Genomic DNA, 19700 nt, shown 5'->3' with positions numbered 1-19700 from the left:
GGTCTCCTCGAATGAATTAGGCGAAGCTTCTGTACAAGCGAACCGTCTCTTCTTCCAGCTCGACACCGAGATTGACTCGAACCGCGTGATCCAGCTGCCGGAATATTTTCATGGCCTCGTTACGCTTGTCCGTATGGAGATACAGCCGGATCAGATCTCTCCCATCCTTCTCCGAGTCGGGGGAAGCTGTCAACACATGCCGCAAGCTGTCCGCAGCAAGCGCCATATTGCCGGTTCTCAAAAAATGGCCGTATGCCGTCCTCAACGTTTGTATGTATTTATTCTTCAGCTCTTCTCCTTTCCACATCGCCCAATGAAAATCACAGCCCTGCAAATACTCCCCCTTATACAGCACGTTCAATTTTTCGTATTGCTTCTCACTCATAGCCTGCTCGGATGCCGTCTGCTCGGCTAGTAACAGGAACTCCGCGACATCGCTTTGAGTTCCTTCCATGTCGATGGCGTAGCCTCTGCCTGCTTTCGTTACCTTCAGCTTGACGTGGTTAGCCTGAAAGCTTTTTCTCAAATACGAGAGGCATGTATACAAATAAACTTTCGCTTTATCCAGCTCAGACTCCGGCCAGATCGAGTTAATCATCACCGCAGCATCTGCTTGATGCCCCGCATGATGAATCAGGAATGCGCAAAGCTCTTTTTCCTTATTCGTCTTCCAGGAAAGCAGACCGTTGGCCGTCTGAATTTGGAAGCCTCCAAAGCATTGAACGTAGGTTCCAGCTCCAGGCTCAGCCTCTGTCGAGCTGTTATTCGGCTGCAGCTTCACAAATCGGGAAATGGTATTTCGCAGGCGTTCCTTTGTAAACGGCTTCAAAAGATAGTCTATGGACTGAAGCTCAAAGGCTTCGACTGCATACTCGGAATAGGCGGTGGTAAAAACAATTTGGGTATGCGGAGCTGCAGCCTTAATCCGTCTCGCTGCTTCTATTCCCAGCATACCCGGCATCTGGATATCCAAAAATACGGCATCCGGCTGCAGCTGTTCCAAAGCATCAAGCGCCTGCATCGGATTCGTATAGCGGCCGGTCACCGTTACACTGCCAATTTCGCGCAATAGGATTTCCAGAATATCCAGCGCATTCTCTTCATCATCGATAAGTATAACGCGCATTAGCTTCATTCACTCCTTGTGAAGGGATAGGGTCAAAGAGGCTGCTGAAAGGGGAGTGGAATCTTTCATGTCTTAGCTAAAAGCATTATACACTGCCGATTCTTAATAAATCTACTAGGTAAAATAACCTGATTCAGGTACTAGCGGGGAATCTCGAAGTTTAAAAATTATATTAAGATCAAATAGGACTGCCTAACGGCAGTCCCCAGATTGTCGAGAAACCTATAAGGCTTGAACTATTGCTAATATACTACGGTGGGGTATGCCCCTCCAGCCGCTGTTGAAACCCGTGAAAGGGATCAGATTTAGTGGTATTTTCACGGGTTTCAAAGGCGGACGTAAACTCTTCCGAGGAATACCCCACCTCCATATTTAGCAAAGTTCTCGCAAAACTAGGTTTCTCGACAGACTCATAGGACTGCCCAACGGCAGTCCCTCACTGATTTTCTACTATATCATTTTAAGCTTTGTGCAAATCCGGATCTCCAGGAAGAGTACATCGGCATCCACCCTAACTCTCCCCGTGCTTTGGTGTTCGATGCCCCGCGTTCACCCCGATTACTTCCAGGTTTATACACGGGGGCAGGAGCATTCAGGGCTTGCGCGTAAACAGGCAGCCACTCCTTACCGGAAGCGGGCTCATCATCTACGATGTTTACCGCTCCTGTGGGCCAATCCAGTGCCTGGACAGCGGCATTTGCCGCATCCTCCACATGTAGAAACGACGTGAGTCCGTCCGTTGCCGGCAGCTCACCATTTCGTACTTTTTCCGCCATGTCTCCCTTGACGTCATACCAAGTATCCGGTCCGTAGAGCATTCCATACCGGAGAATGACGTGGTGCGGCATTTCGGCTACGGTCCTTTCCAATGCAACAATTCCATTTATCATTGATATGCGGGGCAGAGGTGCATGAATATCCAAAGGAACTTCTTCTGTTGCAGGATGATCGCCAGGCTCATATGCCCAAGAGATGCTTTGTGCGATCATATGCCTAACCCCTGCCGCTTGTGCGGCATCCACCAGATTGCGGGTTCCTTCTATTCGAATCCTGGCATTCTCGGCGAAATTCCAGTTGCTTAACGAAGTCAGCTGATGAATAATCACATCCGGCCGCACTTCCCCTATTGCCTCAATCATAGCCTCACGATCAAACACATCGACTACCATAGACCTTGCCCCCATAGCTTCAATGAGGGGCCTCCGTGCTTCATCATGGGTCATTCCAATGACCTCATGACCCGCTTGCCCTAGCTTGGGAAGCAGGAAACGACCGATAACCCCTGTGGAGCCTGCTACAAATATTTTCATCCTATTCCCTCCTGCATGCTTGTAGTTTGAGTCACCGCTTTTAATTTCTTATTCGTATTTCGAGAGCAGATAAGAGCTTGAATCACCATTAATATAACCGTGACGAAGATCAATAGCAGGATCGCCAAGCCAAATTGGTGCGTCATGTCATTAAACCAGCCCAAAAGGATGGGTCCTAATGCCCCGATAATGTATCCCGCCGATTGCGTCATGGCAGCCAGGGAGGATGCTTCCTGCGGACCTGAGGCCGCATCGATCGGGAGCAAGGTTCCAAGAGCAAACAGCATCCCCGATCCAAAGCCTAGCAGCACAGCTGCTAACCAGGGAACCATCGTGCATAAAATCAGCAGGAATCCGATGAGCTGCAATAACGATGCGGTAAGCAGCCACAACAAGCGGGATGGGACACGCTTCAGCAGCAATTGCAATACCCAGCTGCTGGGAATCTGAACTACAGCAAAGATTGTCAGCACATTTCCCGCATAGAGGCGGGAATAACCGAGGCTTTCTGTGATAGGCGACAACCACGCCATTAACGAATAAAATACGAATGCCATGAGACCAAAATGCAAGGTCAATAGCCAAGCCCTCTTACTTCCCCAGGGCAGCTTTGCCGCCTGAGCTGGATCAGCCGCACCCTTGGGAGCCTCCTCCCTTTGTCTGACAACAGCATACCACACCGGTGCTGCTGCCACAGCCAGCATCGCCCAAAAAGCCAGCGACATCCGCCACGAATGGGCGGCCATTTGCAAGGGAACGGATAAGCTGGAGCCTAGTGCGGCCCCCAGAGACAGGGCCATAGAGTAAACGGCGATCATCATGGGGATATTGCGCGGGAAATGCCTCCGGATAAACCCTGATAATAAAGGCCCCATCGCCGCAATCCCCAAGCCTGCCAGGACCGAAGTCACCAAGAGAATGGCTGTGGAATGTACGACCAGGCGCAGCATGGTGCCCCCGCTGATCAGCACCAGTGACCAGGCAATAACCCGCTCGATTCCGATACGTGCGGCAATTTTAACAGCAAGCGGTGAGAAGAAGCCCATGCACAAGACAGGGATGGAGGTCAGCAAGCTTGCGACAGCGGCATTCATCCCCAATTCTCCCCGGATGCTCTCAAGGACAGGCGCTATGCTGCTGATCCCCGGCCGCAAATTTAAAGAGGCCATGAAGAGGGCTGCGATCATGAATCCATCGGCCATCTTGCCCTTCTTACCGCTTCTCTCAAGCTGCAGCCACAGACTCATCGTTTCTACCTTCCTCCCATGTTTTGTTTTCCATTGGCAATGTCCATGTTATCATGTTAAATTGGTAGCATTAAGTACCACATTCCGTTTAAATTAAGCATACCAATTCAGGATCAAAAGGGGGCAGCCTTATGCCAAGACAGCCCATGTCCCACCCTGCCGGGACGAAAACAAAGCAGGTTTATACCCTTCTGCGGGAGAGAATCTTTCTGGGCATATACCCGGCTGGCAGGAGATTGCCGTCAACGAGAGATCTTGCAAGCGAATTCGGGGTATCACGGGCACTTATCGTGGAGGTCTATGAGCAGCTGATCGCTGAAGGCTATTTGGAAGGCCGACAAGGCTCGGGCACTTATGTCGTGGATTTTGGCGGCCGACGGCCCTCTCCGGTTTTTCAGCAGGAAAGCCTCTCCCTTGACGCAGCCAATTCTATAAAAACTACTACAGGCTTCCATCGCATTGATTTCCGCCCAAGCTTCCCGGCACTGGAGCATATTCCCCGCAAAAAATGGAAGGAAACCGCCTCGGCCGTATACGAAACTACAGATGCATGGGAATACGGCTATGACCAAACGGAGGGCCATCTCGAGCTCCGCACGGTCATATGCCAGCTCTTACGAAATACCAAGGGGATTCATTGTCTCCCGTCCCAGGTCATTATTACGGCCGGTGCTACCCAGGGCATAGCCCTGCTGTGCCAGCTTTTATTGAAACCCGGAGCTGCCATGGTCTCAGAGGATCCGACTGCTACCTTTATTTATGAGATGTTTGCCTCTACAGGCGCTGACATTGTACCCGTTCCTGTCGATGACCACGGACTATGCATCGATGATATCCCGTCTTCCGTTCGGCCCAAGTGCGTCTTTGTTACTCCTTCCCACCAATTTCCGTTTGGCAGTATTCTGTCGATAGGGCGCCGTATGGAGCTTCTGGAGTACGCCAGGCAGACGGGCTGTTACATTATCGAGGATGATTACGACAGTGAATTCCGCTATGCGGGAATTCCGGTCCATGCTTTAAGAGAGCTGGATGCAGAACGGGTCATCTATGTCGGAACCTTCAGCAAAAACCTGTTCCCTGCACTCCGGATAGGCTATATAGTAGTGCCTAATGAACTGATCGCTCCTCTTCATCGCCTGAAGCGCCTGGCGGATATGCAAAGCCCGACTCTGCCCCAGCTCACTCTGGCAAGGTTCATAGCCGAGCATCATTTGGAGCGTCATATCGCCCGTATGAAACGCATCTATGGCAAAAGACGAAACCGTCTCATCACCTGCTTATCCGAAGCGTTCGGCAGCGGGGTCCGAATATCCGGCGATGCCGCGGGCCTGCATCTGGTAGCGGAGTTAAACAAATACAAGCTGGATTCCTATGCAGCTGCGCGGCTTGCGGAACGAAACATTACCATTTATCCTGCGGAGAAATATACCATCGCCAAAGGACAGTACGAAGACCGGCTCATTATGGGATTCGGCAACGTGTCGGAACCAAACATTGCGGAGGGGGTTAAAGCCCTTGCGGAGATTTTACAAGCGGAATAGCGGAGGATACACGACCACCCAGGATAGGTTGGAATGAGAAAGCAGGCCCTCAAGAAGGCCTGCTGAGCTTGCCGCGGCTTAAGACTCCATTGCCAGCCCTAGAGCCAGCAGCTTGGATACTGTCTTCCAGTTGCGTACGGTGGTCGGAACCTCCAGCTTGGCAAGATTCGTCGCCAGCTTGGAATCGCGGACGCTGTAGCGGAATAAGAGATAAATCTCCCGTCCCGCTGCATGATATTTATCATCCGCGGTTTGGTACGGCTTTAGTTTTTCGAGCTTCTCCGGCAACGGCTCTTCCAGCAGAAACGCCACATATAAGCTTTCCGCATCGGAGGCCGCATCCGCTTCGGCAATTTCTTCTTCAGTAAATGGGCAATGGGCAGCCACCTCTCGCAGCTCGTCCAAAGTTCTTAAAACGACTGTAATAGCGAAGCCAAATGTGTTCTCCAGCTCCCGCTCCATTCTTTGGCGCAGCGATCCATGCTCTTCATTGGACTCGAACAGCACATTGCCGCTTTGAATATAGGTTTGCACGCGGCTTATGCCGTCCATTTGTTCCATCATTTTCTTCAAATCGGCCATTTTGACTTTATTTTTGCCGCCTACATTAATCCCCCGCAGCAGTGCGATATAGATCATCAATGCTTCATCTCTTTCTTGTTAAAATTATTGAATCCATCGTCTCCGTTAAAACAACAACACCGCCGCTTGACCCTGTCGTCTATTCCGCTTTCGCAACAACCCGGGCTAAAGAAGAGTCCGCTTTAATAGATAACGGCAAGGCTATAATCTCAAAAGATGGCACTTGCAGCAGCTTCTCCACATTCGTCAAATTTTCAATAATCAGAATGTCGTGTTGAAACAAATACTTATGGATTTCAAATGGGTATGAGTCCGGTGACGGGAAATCCAGCCCGATCATTTTCACTTGCTTCCGCACCAGCAATTCTGCAAATTGCAGGGTCAGCACAGGATGATCCGTGTAATACCGGGGTTGTCCGTAATATTGACTGTACCCTGTATACAATAGGACGATTTGCTTTTGCTGAATGTGCTGCTCATATTCCGCTTTGTAGTCGATCGTTCTATTTTGGGAGACATCAAGCAGACATCCTTCCCCTATAAAGGTTTCCACTGGAAATTCATTAAGATACTTATCGCAATCCAAAAGATGCATAGGCCCGTCGATATGCGTACCGGCATGCATATTTGCGGACAACTGATGGTTAGTATAGCCATCTTGCTTGATATGCTTGGAGCGTACTAGCGAGGTTCCGGCGTCTCTAGGATACACAGACATTCCGTCATAAATGGGATGCGAGAGATCTATGATTCTCATTCAAGCTTCCTCCGTTGATTTAATGCGAACCAATATGATTTAGGTTAAGGGAATGAGGTGGCCAGCTCGGGATTTTAACGGCTTCCTCATAACGACTTGATCATTTTATAATTCGCTAATTTCACCCCTCTGCGCTCTACCACCTGCGATTCCAGGACCCGATACCCCCTCTTTTCAAAAAAAGGCTTGGCCGTAATGCTCGCCTCTACATCGATCTCAACCAGCCCCAGCCGTCTTGCTTCCTCTTCCAAACTATCCACCAACATCGAAGCAATGCCTTGTCTTTGATAGTCTTTGTGAACGTACAGCCTGTCCAGATGTCCCTCAGAAGTCATATCCGAAAAACCGGTAATGACCCCGTCAGCCTCAGCAACATAAGTGACATTGCGGCTCATCGAAGCTTCCCAGGCTTTCAGCTTCAGGGCTTGCTCATCTCTCGGCGCCCATGCATCCAGCTGCTCTTGCGAGTAGTCTCTGCCGTTAACCGAATGGACGGTTTCGTAGAACAGCGAGACGATCTGGTTCATATCGGAAGCTTGAAATCTTCTCGTTTTCATAACGGTCCTCCCTAAGGGAAATATTGCCATCAGTCCATTATACGGCTTTGTACGCTTTGAGAAAACCTTTCCTTTCTCAAAATCCTCAAACATAAGAATGACCCCAGACGATGCCCTTTCAACCCCAATAGAGTTCATTCCTCTCTAAGGCTTTTTCCCCATTGTAATATACAGTCAGAATGTATATAGTATAACTATACAGTTCGACGATATACAGTTTGGTTGAATAAAAAGGAGGTCCTATATGAGTCGCGATAAGCATTTACCGCTCACGGAAACCGTCTACTATATTCTCTTGGCTTTGATGGAGCCAGCTCATGGCTATTTGATTATGCAAAAGGTGGAGGAGCTCAGCCGCGGGCAGGTCAGAATGGCGGCAGGAACGCTGTATGGAGCGGTTGAGAATCTGCTGAAGCTTCAATTTATACAGCCCGTTCAAAGCGATGATAGCCGGCGCAAGGTTTACGCTATTACAGATAAAGGCAGAGAGATTTTGCGGCTCGACCTAGAACGAATGATTCATATGATTGAAGTAACCAAACCTATTCTCGGTTAAGAACGGGAGGAATGACAGATGAGAAAATTCAAGTTTTTTTTAAACTTTGATAAAGAAGAGCAATGGTTGAACGAGATGGCGAAGCAAGGGTATCAGCTAACCAATAAATCATCGTTTGGATATGAGTTTCAACCGGCGAATCCTGAACCTGCCATGATCAAAATCGATTACCGCACCTTTAAAAAGAAGGGGGATTTTGAAGATTACCTGGCGCTATTTGAGGATTGCGGCTGGAAGCACATTGCAGGAACGAAGAGCTCCGGCACGCAATATTTTAAAAGAAGCGACGCCCGTGGAAATGAGGATATTTTCTCTGATGCCGACTCCAAAGCAAGCCGCTATAAACGGATATCGGAAATGTGGATTACCCTGGCGGCAACGTTTATTCCTATTTTCGCCGCATTGGTTTCCACCGGGTCGATTAAAGTAGGGGCACTTCTGAACCCCAAGTTGTTATATTACACGCCAGGATTGTGGGAAAAAACCGGGGCTTCCTTTTGGACCGCCTTCTTGTTTGAAACTCCGTTCGCTTTCTTTAGGGGCTTCTTCTGGATGATCATTCCGCTCATGATTATTTTGTATCTTTTCTTTGCCTACAAAGCCAATAAGCAGTACCAGATGACACAAGAAAATAAGCACATAAAATGAAGGTAAAGCAAGCAGGAGCTGACCAGGACCCCAGATGTGGGTTAACCCGGGGCAGCTCTCTTTTTATATTACCGGCTTTCCTGCAATAATCGTCTTTTCGGCGGTAGAGGGAAACGGCAGTAAAATAACCCCACAAAGTGAGCCTTGGCTTCGAACCTGATTCAGGTACTTTGCGGGGAGCCCCGAAAAGCCTCCGGCTGCCTGCTCCTCTCTCATGGACGGTCATGCCAATTCCATAAGCGCACTTCGCCCACCCGAATAGTGGACACCCACGGTTCCTGCTGCAGCTTCAGCAGCTCCTTGGTCGGACCTGTCAGGACGACGCCATACAGCTTAACGCCGTTTGTTTCAAGATATTGAACGGCGGAATCCAGCCGAAGCCACGGGGCAAGACGCTGAGTGATTCTGGAGTATTGCTGCAGAAGATGGAGCGTATCCATAAAATTTTGCTCCCTGACCTGTCCGTCTCCATAAGATTGAATCCCGGGCGAGGAGGAGCTCGTTATGACAACCTTACTGAACCACCCCGTTTTTTGCTCCTCATAGCTGTCGACCTTCATATCCTTCTTATGCCAAATAGGTATGGACGGAAAGCCGACAGGGGCCATCACCGCCGGATCGTCCTCAGTCCTCTTCTCTTGATCCGTGTAAGCGGCGAACCAGACCGGATCCATATTTTGGTTTTCAAGAAGCTTTAGCAGTTCATCGGTCGTGTACAACCGGTCCAAGGAGACGAATACCTCGGAAACCGTGCCCTCCGGCAGCTTATCCAATCGACTCCACTCCGGGTCCGCTTTATGCTTGGCATCAGGAAGCTGGAACAAATAAGCACCAGAAGCAGAGGCTTCATTACGCCACGTCGTTTGTTCAATCCCCGGCCACCCCAGCAAGAACGAGAACTGAAAATCCCCGATCGACGACTCCATCGACCCTATTTTCTTTCGCAGCGTTCCTTTGTAATCCATCGTGAAAAAGGCGCTCGAATTGCTGCCTCCGCTCACACTTAAATTTGGCCTGGTCAGCGATATTGCCGAGGAAATAACGTCTTGGTACACAGCGGAGCGATCGCCAAGCCCGTAAAACAATCCGGTCAATATAGCACTTACCATGGTTAGAGAAATGAGAATCCCGATTGCGGTCAAGGCCGTTTGCAGACGGGCTTTCCATTTGCTCTTGCGAAGCAAGAAGGCCTCTTTGCTGGTTGAAGCCGCCCCATCCTGGAGCGGACCACGTTCCTCCTCCTTGCCCAGAACCTCGTTCAAATAGTTCTGGTAAGCTTCCATTTTATCCAGCTCTTGCTCCAGCTGTTCTTTCTCGCTGCCTGTTAATTTGCCTTCCGCATAGTCCTGTAGCTGACGTTTGAAGTGTTCGCTCATAGCTGCTCCTTCCTTTCCTTATGCTGCCTTAAGGCTTGCCTGGCGCGATACAGTAATATTTTAAAATGTGAAAGTCGGATCTCCATAATATCTGCAGCCTCCTGATAGGACAGCCCGTGAAAGTCATGCAGCAGAATCGCCTGCATCTGAAGCTCGGGCAAAGCATGAATGACATCTCCGATCTGCTCCCACTGCTCTTGATCCAACACATATTGATCTGGGGTACGATGATCCGGCAGCCGGGCAAAAAACTCCGCTTGGGTCGGAACGCTCCGCTTCTGCTTGCGATAGGAATCCACGAATGCGTTGTAAGCAACGCGGAACAGCCATGGCTTTACTTTATCGTCCTTGCAATGCTCCAGATACAGGTAAGCCCGGTAAAACGTTTCTTGAACCAAATCTTCCGCAGCATGATGATCCCGGCAGAGGGAGAACAAATACCGGTAAACATCTTTAACATATAACTGATACAAGCTGTCCAATGAATACCGTTTCATTCCATCCCCCCTCTCTCTATACACGAATGAAATCCGGGAAAGTTACACTCCTTCAAAAAAAGTTGGCGCTTTAACCAGTTCCGGAACAAAACAAAACTAAGGCGGGCCTCGATTTTCCTGGGTTTGGCACTGCAGAAAAAGACCCTCCACCTTTCCCTAGTCGGAAAGATAAAGGGCCATGAGGACTATGCATACGGTGTTGTAAACTAAGATCGCTTATCTAAGTAAGACCGGTTAACGTGCTATTGCACTCGCATCGCGCAGCAAATATCCGGCCGCCTCTTTGGTAATATGCTTGTTACTCTGCGCCTCCACCTCGTGGATAAACGCTTTGATATTGTTATGCTCCAGCTTTACCTGCAGGCTGTTGGCAATTCCGGCGTTATCGATCCAGCCGTTCTGTACGAACCTGGCGACTAAAGCTTTCAGGCCGTCAACGCTTGCATAGGTTTGGAATGTCACGGTGGAGCTCTTCGTGTTGCCGGCGTTATCACTCACGGAGACCGCTAGCGAATGCGAACCGAGCGGCAGCGTATACAGCGCAATGGCCTCTCCAAGCTTGTAGGGTTTCGAATCCAGCGTCGCCTGCGCTGTGCTCTCATCGATCCCCGATACATCGTCCTTCATCGTGATTATGGGCAGCCAGGTGCCGGCATCACTCATACGATCGTATACCACGCCTGTCACTGTAATCGTCGGTGCCTCCGTATCCAGCTTGATAGTGACCTTTTGTGCGGCTTCTACGTTGCCCGCCCTGTCCGTTGACCGGTAGGTGAACGGATTCATACCATTCTGCTGCACCGTCACTGCCCCGGTATAGCTGAGCCACGTGCCGCCGCCGTCCAGGCTGTACTCCGTCTTGAGCGTGCCAGGCAGGTTATCGTATACAGCCAGACTAACCGTCACGGGATGTACGTACCAGCCGTTCTTTCCGTCCGGCAAGACCGGTGTTACTGCCGCTGTCGTTACCGGAGGCTTACGGTCGACCGGGTAACCGAACACCTTCACTTCCCCGAGCTGAGGCGTATACCAGTTGTTGCCCGGGTTGTTCCACAGCGCGGCATCGATCATCTTCACGCGCACGTATCGCGCTTCGACCGACAGCTTATCGGATGTGAACCCGTAATCCTTGTTGTCTGTACGATCCAACGCGGTCGTGAACGTAACGCCATCCTTACTTGTTTCGATCTGGTACCTGTGGTAGCCCTCCGACCCGTTTACCAAATACCAGGAAATCTGGATGCGGCTTAAGTCATACACATCCTCCAAGTCTACCATCCACCACTTCGGCCAGGAGTTATTGGCAGCTGTCCAACTGGTGGTATAGTCCCCGTCGTTGGCATAGGATGCCGGTTTCCCATCGGCCGAGTCCTGTGCCATGGCAGGCTTGCCCTGAGACAGGAGCATGCCATCTTGAACCGGGACAACGACCCCCGTCTTGCGGTTCAAAAGAACCTGATCGTAGTAATCATAAGAAGCATATCCGTTATCCAGCGCTATCGGCAGCCAGCGTTGCTTGGAGCCCATGGCCCCACTGGCCCATCCTTGCAGCCATCGATTCGCTTGCATGACATAGGAGGTCGTATCCGTTCCACGGATCGTCCAGACGCCCCCGGACTGGGCGGAGAAGGTCGTCGAATTCCCGATTCTTCGCAGCTCCGAATACGGCCCCTCAATGGACGTTGCAGACGAATACATTCCCTTGCTCGGATACCATCCGGCCGCCTCGGAGGTAAACAGATAATAAAAGCCGTCCTTCTTGATCATGGAAGGCGCTTCACGATGCTTGCCTTCATGAATTTTGGCCGCTTGCTTCTCGACGGTAAGATAATCCGGACTCAGCTTATACAAGAACAAATCATTGTTATTGTTTCCTGCCGAGATGATATATCCCGTGCCATCGTCATCCTTAAAGAACGTCATGTCACGAGAGTCGTTCCCGTTCGGTCTGAAGCTGCCGTGGAAGGTCATCTCCTCTCCGGGATAGCCCGATAAGACGGCTGCTCTGCCAAGGGAATAATCCTTATTATTTTCATAGTGCAGCCAGACGACAATCTTGCCTGTTCCCTCATGATAAGTAAAGTTCAACGATTCGAACTTGCAGGCAGCCAGCTCCGGATGGGAGTCCCTGGTGAGAACCGCCTTCTTGGGCGTCCAATGCTCCCCGTCCTGCGAAGTCTGGACATTCACCTGCTTGAAGCCGCTGCTGTCCCGTTCGTATTCGTAATAGTAGGATGTCGAGCCCACTTGGATCGTGGGGAAAATCTTCGGATTGCCCGCTTCATCCAGCCACTTCATCTCTACGGTGTTGTCATAGGTTTCGAGCTGATCGGGCACGACGAACGTTCTTACGCTCGCCACGGCCGAATCCTCTGATTCTCCGCCGTTATGGAAGGCTTTCACCTTATAGTAGTAAGTTTGATTCGCCGTTACATTAAGATCGCTGTAACCCGCCGCTCTGCCGGTATAAATCTCGGAATACGTACCGTTCCTGTCGTTCGACCGATACAAAGCATACCACTGCGCATTCGTCACCGAGCTCCAATTGAGATTCACACTCGTTTCCTTGGTTTGGCTTGTGGTGATGAACGGCGTCGCCGTAAGTCCGGCCGGCGGGTCAAGCTTCCTGTCCGAAGTATAAACCCTTACCTCATGCAAGCCTCTGTACCAGGTGACAGGCTTATCCGCATTGTTCGAATGGCCGAATTCGCCCAAAATCGTTACTTTAACATATCGGTAGGTGCCGGACAGCTTATGGCTTAAGAATGAGGTCGTCTTGTTCTTGCTCTGGTCTACCAATGTTGTGTAGGTTACATCATCGTTGCTGGCTTCGACCTTATAGGTGTAATAGACCTCTGAGCCGTTCGTCTCTCTCCAGCTCAAATCGATGCGGCTCAGATCATATTCGCGCTCCAGGTCCACCCGCCAATACGCCGGAAAGGAGGTGCTGTTCCAATCGAAATAATTCGAGTAATTGCCATCATTAGCCGCGGATGCGCCGAAGCCTGATGCCTGCCCGCTTGCTGTCACCGGCTTGCCTTGAGATACCAGCAGGTCCTTGGACGGCTGTACTTCGCCCGTTGCGGCATCAAAATTCCATTCTCTCTCGTAATTCATGTCCGCGATCCCGTTCTCCAGCTGGAGAGGAAGCCAAATATATTGGGAATTGCGCAGCTCCGACGGATTCCAGCGATCCCCCACATAGATCGTATGGGTCTCTTTGCTGCCGTTCAGTGTCATAATAAACGCAGGCTGCGTATAAAAGCTCGTCGGATCGCCGAACAGCTTCAGTTCCGACCAGCTCGCCGGGTCCTTGATGTTCTTCGTCGTCGTGTACTTGCCCTGGTTCGGGTACCAGCCGGATTGCCCCGAGGAGAACATGTAGTAAATGCCGTCCTTCTTCACTAAGGCCGGTGCCTCCCGACGGACATTCTCCAATATGGTGTACATGTGATGGTCAAGGTACAAATAATCGTCAGTCAGCTGAAAAAAGCTGGTGTCGGCTCCGTTATTAGTGGCCGAGATTAAATAAGCCGTTCCGTCGTCATCCTGGAACAAGGTGAAATCCCGGGAACCGATCCCGTACGGCCGGAAGTGATACAGGAAGGTATAGGGACCGTCCACCGTATCTGATACCGCCACGACCACATTAGAAGGGCTGTAGCTGTTGGCTGTTTCCCAATGCCCCCACATGACATACTTTTTCGTGGCGGCATTATAGAGCACTTTCGGGCGCTCAATCTTCGAATAAGCCAGCTCCGGGTGGGAATCGGGCTTCAAGACTGTATTGCGGTATTCCCACGTCTTCAAATCCTTCGAGGCATAGATCGATACCCCGTACAGCACCGCCGAGTTATGCCCCTTGTCCTCGCCGAACCAATAATAAGTATCATCGACCTTGAGGATGCTGCCGCCATGAGCCTGGATCATACCTCCGGACGTATCATACCAATATTCTCCATTGCGGATCGTACCGCTGTATGCGCTTTCGTCAATGACAATCACTTCTGCTTGAACGCGGGTTGTTCCGCCCTTCACTGTTCCTCCGGCTGTGAAGGTACTGACAGCGGCGTAATGCTTCGGGTCTACAGCATCCCATGCCACTTCCAAATTCGCATACAATCCGTTGGTGTAGTCGACCTTCACGAGCTCAGGAAGTCTGGGCGCGATGCCTGCTTTGGTGGTCAGCTTAAGAACGTTCGACGACTTGAGGCTGGAGAGCTCGTTGACAAGATAGCCCCACTCTTTCTCCGAAATGAGCTTGAAGCTGCCGGTGACCGCATCGGCTGGCATGGAAACACTTGAGTTCTCCTTTGACCAGCTGCCAGCTGAATTCAACGCAGAATACAGCGACCAGCTTCCATTGGCGAACTCGTATTTATACCACTTGTCCTCCGACAGAGCCTTAAAGACAGACGGATCTGATCCTGCCGTCCCCAGCGCCTGGTCCAGGATCGATTGCGGTACGGCGCTCCCGCCGTTCAGCCCCGTCCAGGCCTTACCGTCCCGGCTGACGGCATAGAACAGTTCCCCCGGCAAGGAGCTTTTCTTGCGGTATTCCATTAAGTAACCGGTAAAAGGGTCCTGCGCACGGATTGTCACCGTAAAGGATTTGGTGTCCGTTGCGGCCCCCCTTTTAATAGTTGCCGTAAGCTTCACGGGAAGATCCGCCTCTCCGATCATAGGCCGGCTGATGACTCCGTCCGGACGCAGATGAGCTTCATGATCGGACTTCCAGCTGATTTCCGATAGGTACGCTCCCGTATGCGGAAGGCTCAGATGCCCCGTAACGACCTCCGGAACCGTAAGAGCCGCTTTATCCAACGCTACCGAATCAGCATCAGAAGGTGAGGCCGTCGTAACGCTGAGGGCCGGGGAAGGAGGGGATTCGTACCCGTTCTGCTCGACCGAAACGTTGTAATAATACGTAGTTCCCAACGTCAGATTTTGATCCTCGTAGGACGTGCCCACCCCATCATACACCAGCACAAAGCCGCTATCCGGCTTCGCGGAACGGTAAAGACGATACCTTACTTCTCCCTCTGCTGCAGCCCAGCTTAGTGGAATCGTAGTAAAGGTTGGCGTGCCCGCCGTTAATGCCGGGGCGGCCGGCTTCGGATCCGGGATCGGCTTCACGGCAATATCGTCCATCCCCGCTTTGCCCCATTTGGTCCGAAAGCCAATTTTACCGGAGGCTAGCGAGCTGTCGGTCACATTAAAAATCAGATTGCCGTCCAAATAGCACCGTATGGAGGCTCCTTCCAGAGCCATTCGCATCGTGTACCACCGGCCCTTTTGAGTCGGGAAATTGACGGAGGCCAGAGTGGAATCCGTTCCATTGACCTTCTTGTTCAGCTCCAGCTTGTTAATGCTCGTAGGATTCAGCCTGAAGTAGTAATAATTATTGGTATCCTTGAATCGGGCCAGCATACCGGGATAAGGTCCGTCATCAACCAGCTGTATCTTGGTCTCATAGATATAGTCCGTCCAACCGCTATCCCCTGCCGTTGCATAGGCTTCCTGGCTGGTGTTGCTCTGATACAGCATTTTGTTGCCTGAAGCAGTCCCATCATCGGTGACCGACCATGTCCCGCCCGATATCGTCCAGCGGGCAAAGCTTCCGTCCTCGAAGGTATCGGACAACAATACCGCTTGGTTTGCGGCGGCTTCAGCCTGACTAACCGAAGCGAACGAAAGGATTCCAGCCGCTTGAAGCAAAATCAATACTATGGACAGCCATCTTCTTAAACGCAATGCTCACACCCCACCCGTTCTAAAATGGTTTTCGTATACCGAAATAAACCGCTTACATTTTGATTTGCGCCTTCACGCAGGAAAGGCTTTCGGACCGGTACTTACCTATACCTAGGTTCACCGGTCCTGTTCCTATAAACTCCTACTTGATTCCTTTATTCGCCGTGTATTCAAGCCATTGCTTCTTATATTCAGCCTGCACCTTCTCTAGCCCGGCTGTTTTGGCTTTGCTCAAGAAAGTATTTAACCCTTCATCGATATTAGCGACCAGTCCGGCCTGCAGCGGATACAAATACTGCTTCTCTACCTGCTCCAATGCCGCACGCTCTGCCTGATAAGAGGTGTAATCTTCTGCGAAACCGAGGAAAATGTCGGGCTTCTGGATTTTGTCCAGCTCATCGAAGATCGCTTTTACATTGTCATAGCCTTTGTCAAACAGCATGAACTCCGGATTTCTCCAGGCCCATCCCTGCATGCCTTCACGCGGGAAGCCGTTTGTGTTTTTATCGCCCAGCATCGTGTAGTAGCCGTTTTCAATTTCGAAGTTTTTGCCTTGAATACCGTATTGGGTCAGCCAATTATATCGTTTGTCCGTAACCAGCTTCTCGTAGAAAGCCAACGCCCGCTCCGCGTTCTTGCTGCTCTTCGGAATGGCGAAGCCGTTATGAATCGGATGCACAGGCGTAGCAAAGCCGATGGTCAGCCCGTATGGATGATACCCGAGATCCCAATCCGGATGCGCCGATTTCATCTTGATAAGGGAATCGTTGAAGCGGGTCGGGTTATCGCCGATAATGGCCGCCGCTTTCCCGTTGACGACTTGGTCCGGTATAGTGTCTTTAACGTTCAGGACGTTTTTAGGGAAATACCCGTTATCGGCCCAGCGTTTGACCATAGTCAGCTCCTTCTTCTGCTCATCGGAGCCCCAGTAGGAGTACACCTCGTTCGGCTTATCGTATTTGATCCCTATTCCGTAAGGAATCGGTCCGCCGATCCATTTGTTAAACTCGCGAATCCGGTCCGTCAAGCCGGAAATGTCCGAATTGGCGGCAAGAGGCATAATTGTCGGCTCGTTCTTCTTGATGCCGTCCAGATAAGCCTCGAAGGTAGCCAGGTCAACAGGCTTCGGCAGGTTATATTTCTTGCGCAGATCCTCGCGCCATACAAACCCGTTCGTGACATACTCCTTGTAGGTAGCCGGAACGGTGTAAATCTTGTTATCGATCTTGACCGCATCCCACATATCCTTCGGAACATGAGCCTGCAGCTTGGGCGCCGCTTTGGGCAGCAGATCGTCGAGAGCAAGGAAGGCCCCGCTCTTCGCATAAGCCTGGAACTTGGTCCACTCCGCCGTAAAAATCAAGTCGACGGATTGCCCGGAGGACAATAGCAGCTTATATTTTTGCTCCCAATCGGTCCACGTGGTGAAATTGAATTTCACGGTTGCATTCAGGTCGGCCAGCGCCAGCTTATTGACCTCCTCTTCTATAATAGGAAGATCCTTAGGCGCGCTGCCCAGCATGTAAAATTGCAGCTCGACCTTCTTCGAGGTATCGACACCTGCCTTCGCTGGGGTCTGCGAACCGGCGGGGGCATTATCGGAAGCGGCAGGCTTGGGGGTATTGCTAGCGCCCGTACATCCGGACAATGCCGTCGACAGAAGCACGCTTGCCATGAACAGCGATGCGGCTGTTTTTCCTTTATTCATTTTCATGTACATCCTCCCTTAAGTTCACTTGATATATATTAGCCGGGCGGGAATGGAATCCTATCCCGGATTTAACCTTTTACCGCGCCAATCGTCAAGCCCTTGACAAAATACCTTTGAATAAATGGATACAAAAGCACGATCGGCCCCGTTACGATTAGCGCCATCGCCATTTTCGTGGATTCCGTAGGAATATCCTCCCCAAGACTGATGCCGGTGCCCGCCCCCATATTCGTAATAAAGGCAATCGTATTAATGATGTTGTAAAGATAATACTGCAGCTGGTACATCGACCTGTCATTGATGAACAGCGAGGAAGTAAACCAGTCGTTCCAATAATGAAGCGCGAGGAACAGCCCAACGGTGGCAATTCCCGGCAGCGAGAGCTGAAGCACGATCCGGTAATAAATCGTAAAGTCGTTAGCCCCATCGATCTTGGCCGATTCAATGATTTCGTCAGGCACGGCCGAACGGATAAAGTTCTTCATTAGAATTATGAGAAACGGGGACATCAGCCCAGGCAGCACCAGGATGGCATACGTATCCATCAACTTAAAATATTTGGTCAGCATGATGTACCAAGGGATCAGCCCGCCTCCGAACAGCGTGGTGAAATAAATGTAGAAGGAGAAGCGGTTGCGGTACTTGAAATCCTTGCGCTGCAGCACATACCCGGCCATGGTGATGAAGAAAAGACCGAGCAGCGTGCCGATCACTGTCGTGGATGTAGTTACCCAGTAAGCCTGCAGTACCTCTTCCGGAAACTTGAATACCATCCGGTAGCCCTCGAAGGAGAACTTCGCCGGAATCAGGTGATACCCGTCCCGGATGATGCTTTCATTGTCCGTAAAAGAGGCCGAAATAATCAGAAGAAACGGAAACAAGCAGGCAAGCGTGACGAGGGTAACGACAATATAGGCCATCGTTTGGAACACATTGTAATACTTCTCTTCCTTGATCTTCATAGAATCCTCTCCCTGGCGTCATTGGCATGTTCACTAGAACAACGCGTACTCATCGTTAATTTTTCGGATAATATAATTGACCGTCATAATCAGGACAAATCCGAAAAGCGATTGGTATACCCCTGCCGCCGTAGCCATGCCGATTTCAAAGGTCACCTTCAGCGAACGATACACGTACGTGTCGAGAATATCGGTCGTGTTATAGAGCAAGCCGTTATTGCCGACAAGCTGATAAAAAAGGTCGAATTGACCCTTCATGATGCTGCCGAGAGCGAATAAGAGCAGCATGACGAAGGTGGTTCGCAGCATGGGAACGGTAATATGCCAGATCCGCTGCAAAATGTTCGCTCCGTCGATTTTGGCCGCTTCGTAGTATTCGTCGCTTATGCCGGTAATGGCGGCCAGATAGATGACCATGCTGTAGCCGATGTTTTTCCACAGATAAAAGAGGATGATCAGAAAAATCCAAACCACCGGCTTGCTGTACACATCCACAGGCTCCATTCCAAAGCTTTTGAGCGTTGTATTCATTACGCCGGTTTCATAATTGAACACGTTATAGACGATAACACTCAAAATAACAAACGATACAAAGTACGGGAGAAACATAATCGACTGCGTCCATTTCTTGAACCATTTGGTCTTCAGCTCACTGAGCATAATGGCTAAGGCTACCGCAAGCACGTTGCCCAGCACGATAAAGGCCAGATTGTATCCGAACGTGTTTAAGGTCAGCTGAAGCAAAATACCCGACTTCCATAAAAAACGGAAGTTCTCTAAGCCTACGAATTCACTCCCGAACAGGCTCGTATTAAAATCGAAACGGGTAAAAGCATAGTAGATTCCAACCATCGGAAAATACGAATTAATCAAAAAAAACAAAACCGCAGGCAGCAGCATCAAAAACATCACGCGGTTTATTTTCACCTCATGCCAGAAGCCTCTCTTCTTGCTGCCCACCTGCTTATCGGCTTCACCAGCCTGGATCCGGTTATTATTTCCCTCCATCATTGTGCTTGCGTTCAACCTGTATCACCTTCCTTGAATAATCTGCCGTTGTTCTATTCGTCGTTGGA

The 19700-nt window shown here is 50.5% G+C and carries 15 protein-coding genes; 3 read left to right on the top strand and 12 right to left on the bottom strand.

What is annotated here, in order from left to right; genetic code table 11:
* Positions 1 to 16 precede the first annotated feature (16 nt).
* From B1728_RS20945 to B1728_RS20935, 3 genes are all read right to left on the bottom strand, one after another.
* Positions 17 to 1126 carry a response regulator gene (locus B1728_RS20945; protein ID WP_256865445.1) on the bottom strand — a complete coding sequence of 370 codons (1110 nt, stop codon included), beginning with the start codon at positions 1124 to 1126 and terminating at the stop codon, positions 17 to 19.
* A gap of 455 nt (positions 1127 to 1581) precedes the next feature.
* Positions 1582 to 2436 (bottom strand): NAD-dependent epimerase/dehydratase family protein, encoded by an 855-nt coding sequence (locus tag B1728_RS20940; protein WP_079912352.1) that lies wholly within the window; start codon positions 2434 to 2436, stop codon positions 1582 to 1584.
* Complete coding sequence (locus B1728_RS20935) at positions 2433 to 3683, bottom strand: MFS transporter (protein ID WP_079912351.1); 1251 nt, start codon at positions 3681 to 3683, stop codon at positions 2433 to 2435. The genes B1728_RS20940 and B1728_RS20935 overlap by 4 nt, the downstream gene beginning before the upstream one ends.
* A gap of 131 nt (positions 3684 to 3814) precedes the next feature.
* On the opposite strand from B1728_RS20935, the gene pdxR reads away from it, so the two are divergent.
* A complete protein-coding gene (gene pdxR / locus B1728_RS20930) occupies positions 3815 to 5224 on the top strand; it encodes a MocR-like pyridoxine biosynthesis transcription factor PdxR (protein ID WP_079912350.1) in 1410 nt (469 codons plus the stop codon).
* A gap of 78 nt (positions 5225 to 5302) precedes the next feature.
* Here the strand turns inward: pdxR and B1728_RS20925 are convergent, their stop codons facing one another.
* The 3 genes from B1728_RS20925 to B1728_RS20915 all read right to left on the bottom strand — a co-directional run bounded on the left by B1728_RS20925 (position 5303) and on the right by B1728_RS20915 (position 7120).
* The gene (locus B1728_RS20925) at positions 5303 to 5863 is read right to left on the bottom strand and encodes a DUF1697 domain-containing protein (protein ID WP_306293544.1); all 561 of its coding nucleotides are present in this window, start codon (positions 5861 to 5863) and stop codon (positions 5303 to 5305) included.
* Between the two features lie 82 nt (positions 5864 to 5945).
* Positions 5946 to 6563 (bottom strand): cyclase family protein, encoded by a 618-nt coding sequence (locus B1728_RS20920; protein WP_079912348.1) that lies wholly within the window; start codon positions 6561 to 6563, stop codon positions 5946 to 5948.
* A gap of 86 nt (positions 6564 to 6649) precedes the next feature.
* Positions 6650 to 7120 carry a GNAT family N-acetyltransferase gene (locus tag B1728_RS20915; protein ID WP_079912557.1) on the bottom strand — a complete coding sequence of 157 codons (471 nt, stop codon included), beginning with the start codon at positions 7118 to 7120 and terminating at the stop codon, positions 6650 to 6652.
* A 244-nt stretch (positions 7121 to 7364) separates the two neighbouring features.
* On the opposite strand from B1728_RS20915, the gene B1728_RS20910 reads away from it, so the two are divergent.
* A complete protein-coding gene (locus B1728_RS20910; protein ID WP_079912347.1) occupies positions 7365 to 7676 on the top strand; it encodes a PadR family transcriptional regulator in 312 nt (103 codons plus the stop codon).
* Between the two features lie 18 nt (positions 7677 to 7694).
* On the top strand, positions 7695 to 8324 hold the full coding sequence (locus tag B1728_RS20905; RefSeq protein ID WP_079912346.1) for a DUF2812 domain-containing protein: 630 nt from the start codon (positions 7695 to 7697) through the stop codon (positions 8322 to 8324).
* A gap of 212 nt (positions 8325 to 8536) precedes the next feature.
* Here the strand turns inward: B1728_RS20905 and B1728_RS20900 are convergent, their stop codons facing one another.
* From B1728_RS20900 to B1728_RS20875, 6 genes are all read right to left on the bottom strand, one after another.
* Positions 8537 to 9700 carry an anti-sigma factor gene (locus B1728_RS20900; RefSeq protein WP_079912345.1) on the bottom strand — a complete coding sequence of 388 codons (1164 nt, stop codon included), beginning with the start codon at positions 9698 to 9700 and terminating at the stop codon, positions 8537 to 8539.
* Positions 9697 to 10197, bottom strand: coding sequence for a sigma-70 family RNA polymerase sigma factor (locus B1728_RS20895; protein WP_079912344.1), 501 nt, complete (start codon positions 10195 to 10197; stop codon positions 9697 to 9699). The genes B1728_RS20900 and B1728_RS20895 overlap by 4 nt, the downstream gene beginning before the upstream one ends.
* Before the next feature lie 234 nt (positions 10198 to 10431).
* On the bottom strand, positions 10432 to 15951 hold the full coding sequence (locus tag B1728_RS20890) for a family 43 glycosylhydrolase (RefSeq protein ID WP_079912343.1): 5520 nt from the start codon (positions 15949 to 15951) through the stop codon (positions 10432 to 10434).
* A gap of 142 nt (positions 15952 to 16093) precedes the next feature.
* On the bottom strand, positions 16094 to 17659 hold the full coding sequence (locus B1728_RS20885) for an extracellular solute-binding protein (protein ID WP_079912556.1): 1566 nt from the start codon (positions 17657 to 17659) through the stop codon (positions 16094 to 16096).
* Between the two features lie 71 nt (positions 17660 to 17730).
* The gene (locus B1728_RS20880; protein ID WP_079912342.1) at positions 17731 to 18624 is read right to left on the bottom strand and encodes a carbohydrate ABC transporter permease; all 894 of its coding nucleotides are present in this window, start codon (positions 18622 to 18624) and stop codon (positions 17731 to 17733) included.
* A 33-nt stretch (positions 18625 to 18657) separates the two neighbouring features.
* Entirely contained in the window at positions 18658 to 19635 is a 978-nt protein-coding gene (locus tag B1728_RS20875) for an ABC transporter permease (RefSeq protein ID WP_079912555.1), read from the bottom strand.
* Between the last annotated feature and the right edge of the window lie 65 nt (positions 19636 to 19700).

The organism is Paenibacillus sp. 32352, assembly GCF_002042965.1.
In the GTDB taxonomy this organism is placed as follows: Bacteria; Bacillota; Bacilli; order Paenibacillales; family NBRC-103111; genus Paenibacillus_S; species Paenibacillus_S vulneris.
This window is presented reverse-complemented; position numbering and strand designations above follow the sequence as displayed.

Coding starts and splice junctions, on each gene's coding strand:
- B1728_RS20945 (WP_256865445.1), bottom strand. CDS start 1,126: ATGCGCGTTATACTTATCGATGATGAAGAGAATGCGCTGGATATTCTG.
- B1728_RS20940 (WP_079912352.1), bottom strand. CDS start 2,436: ATGAAAATATTTGTAGCAGGCTCCACAGGGGTTATCGGTCGTTTCCTG.
- B1728_RS20935 (WP_079912351.1), bottom strand. CDS start 3,683: ATGAGTCTGTGGCTGCAGCTTGAGAGAAGCGGTAAGAAGGGCAAGATG.
- pdxR (WP_079912350.1), top strand. CDS start 3,815: ATGCCAAGACAGCCCATGTCCCACCCTGCCGGGACGAAAACAAAGCAG.
- B1728_RS20925 (WP_306293544.1), bottom strand. CDS start 5,863: ATGATCTATATCGCACTGCTGCGGGGGATTAATGTAGGCGGCAAAAAT.
- B1728_RS20920 (WP_079912348.1), bottom strand. CDS start 6,563: ATGAGAATCATAGATCTCTCGCATCCCATTTATGACGGAATGTCTGTG.
- B1728_RS20915 (WP_079912557.1), bottom strand. CDS start 7,120: ATGAAAACGAGAAGATTTCAAGCTTCCGATATGAACCAGATCGTCTCG.
- B1728_RS20910 (WP_079912347.1), top strand. CDS start 7,365: ATGAGTCGCGATAAGCATTTACCGCTCACGGAAACCGTCTACTATATT.
- B1728_RS20905 (WP_079912346.1), top strand. CDS start 7,695: ATGAGAAAATTCAAGTTTTTTTTAAACTTTGATAAAGAAGAGCAATGG.
- B1728_RS20900 (WP_079912345.1), bottom strand. CDS start 9,700: ATGAGCGAACACTTCAAACGTCAGCTACAGGACTATGCGGAAGGCAAA.
- B1728_RS20895 (WP_079912344.1), bottom strand. CDS start 10,197: ATGAAACGGTATTCATTGGACAGCTTGTATCAGTTATATGTTAAAGAT.
- B1728_RS20885 (WP_079912556.1), bottom strand. CDS start 17,659: ATGAATAAAGGAAAAACAGCCGCATCGCTGTTCATGGCAAGCGTGCTT.
- B1728_RS20880 (WP_079912342.1), bottom strand. CDS start 18,624: ATGAAGATCAAGGAAGAGAAGTATTACAATGTGTTCCAAACGATGGCC.
- B1728_RS20875 (WP_079912555.1), bottom strand. CDS start 19,635: ATGATGGAGGGAAATAATAACCGGATCCAGGCTGGTGAAGCCGATAAG.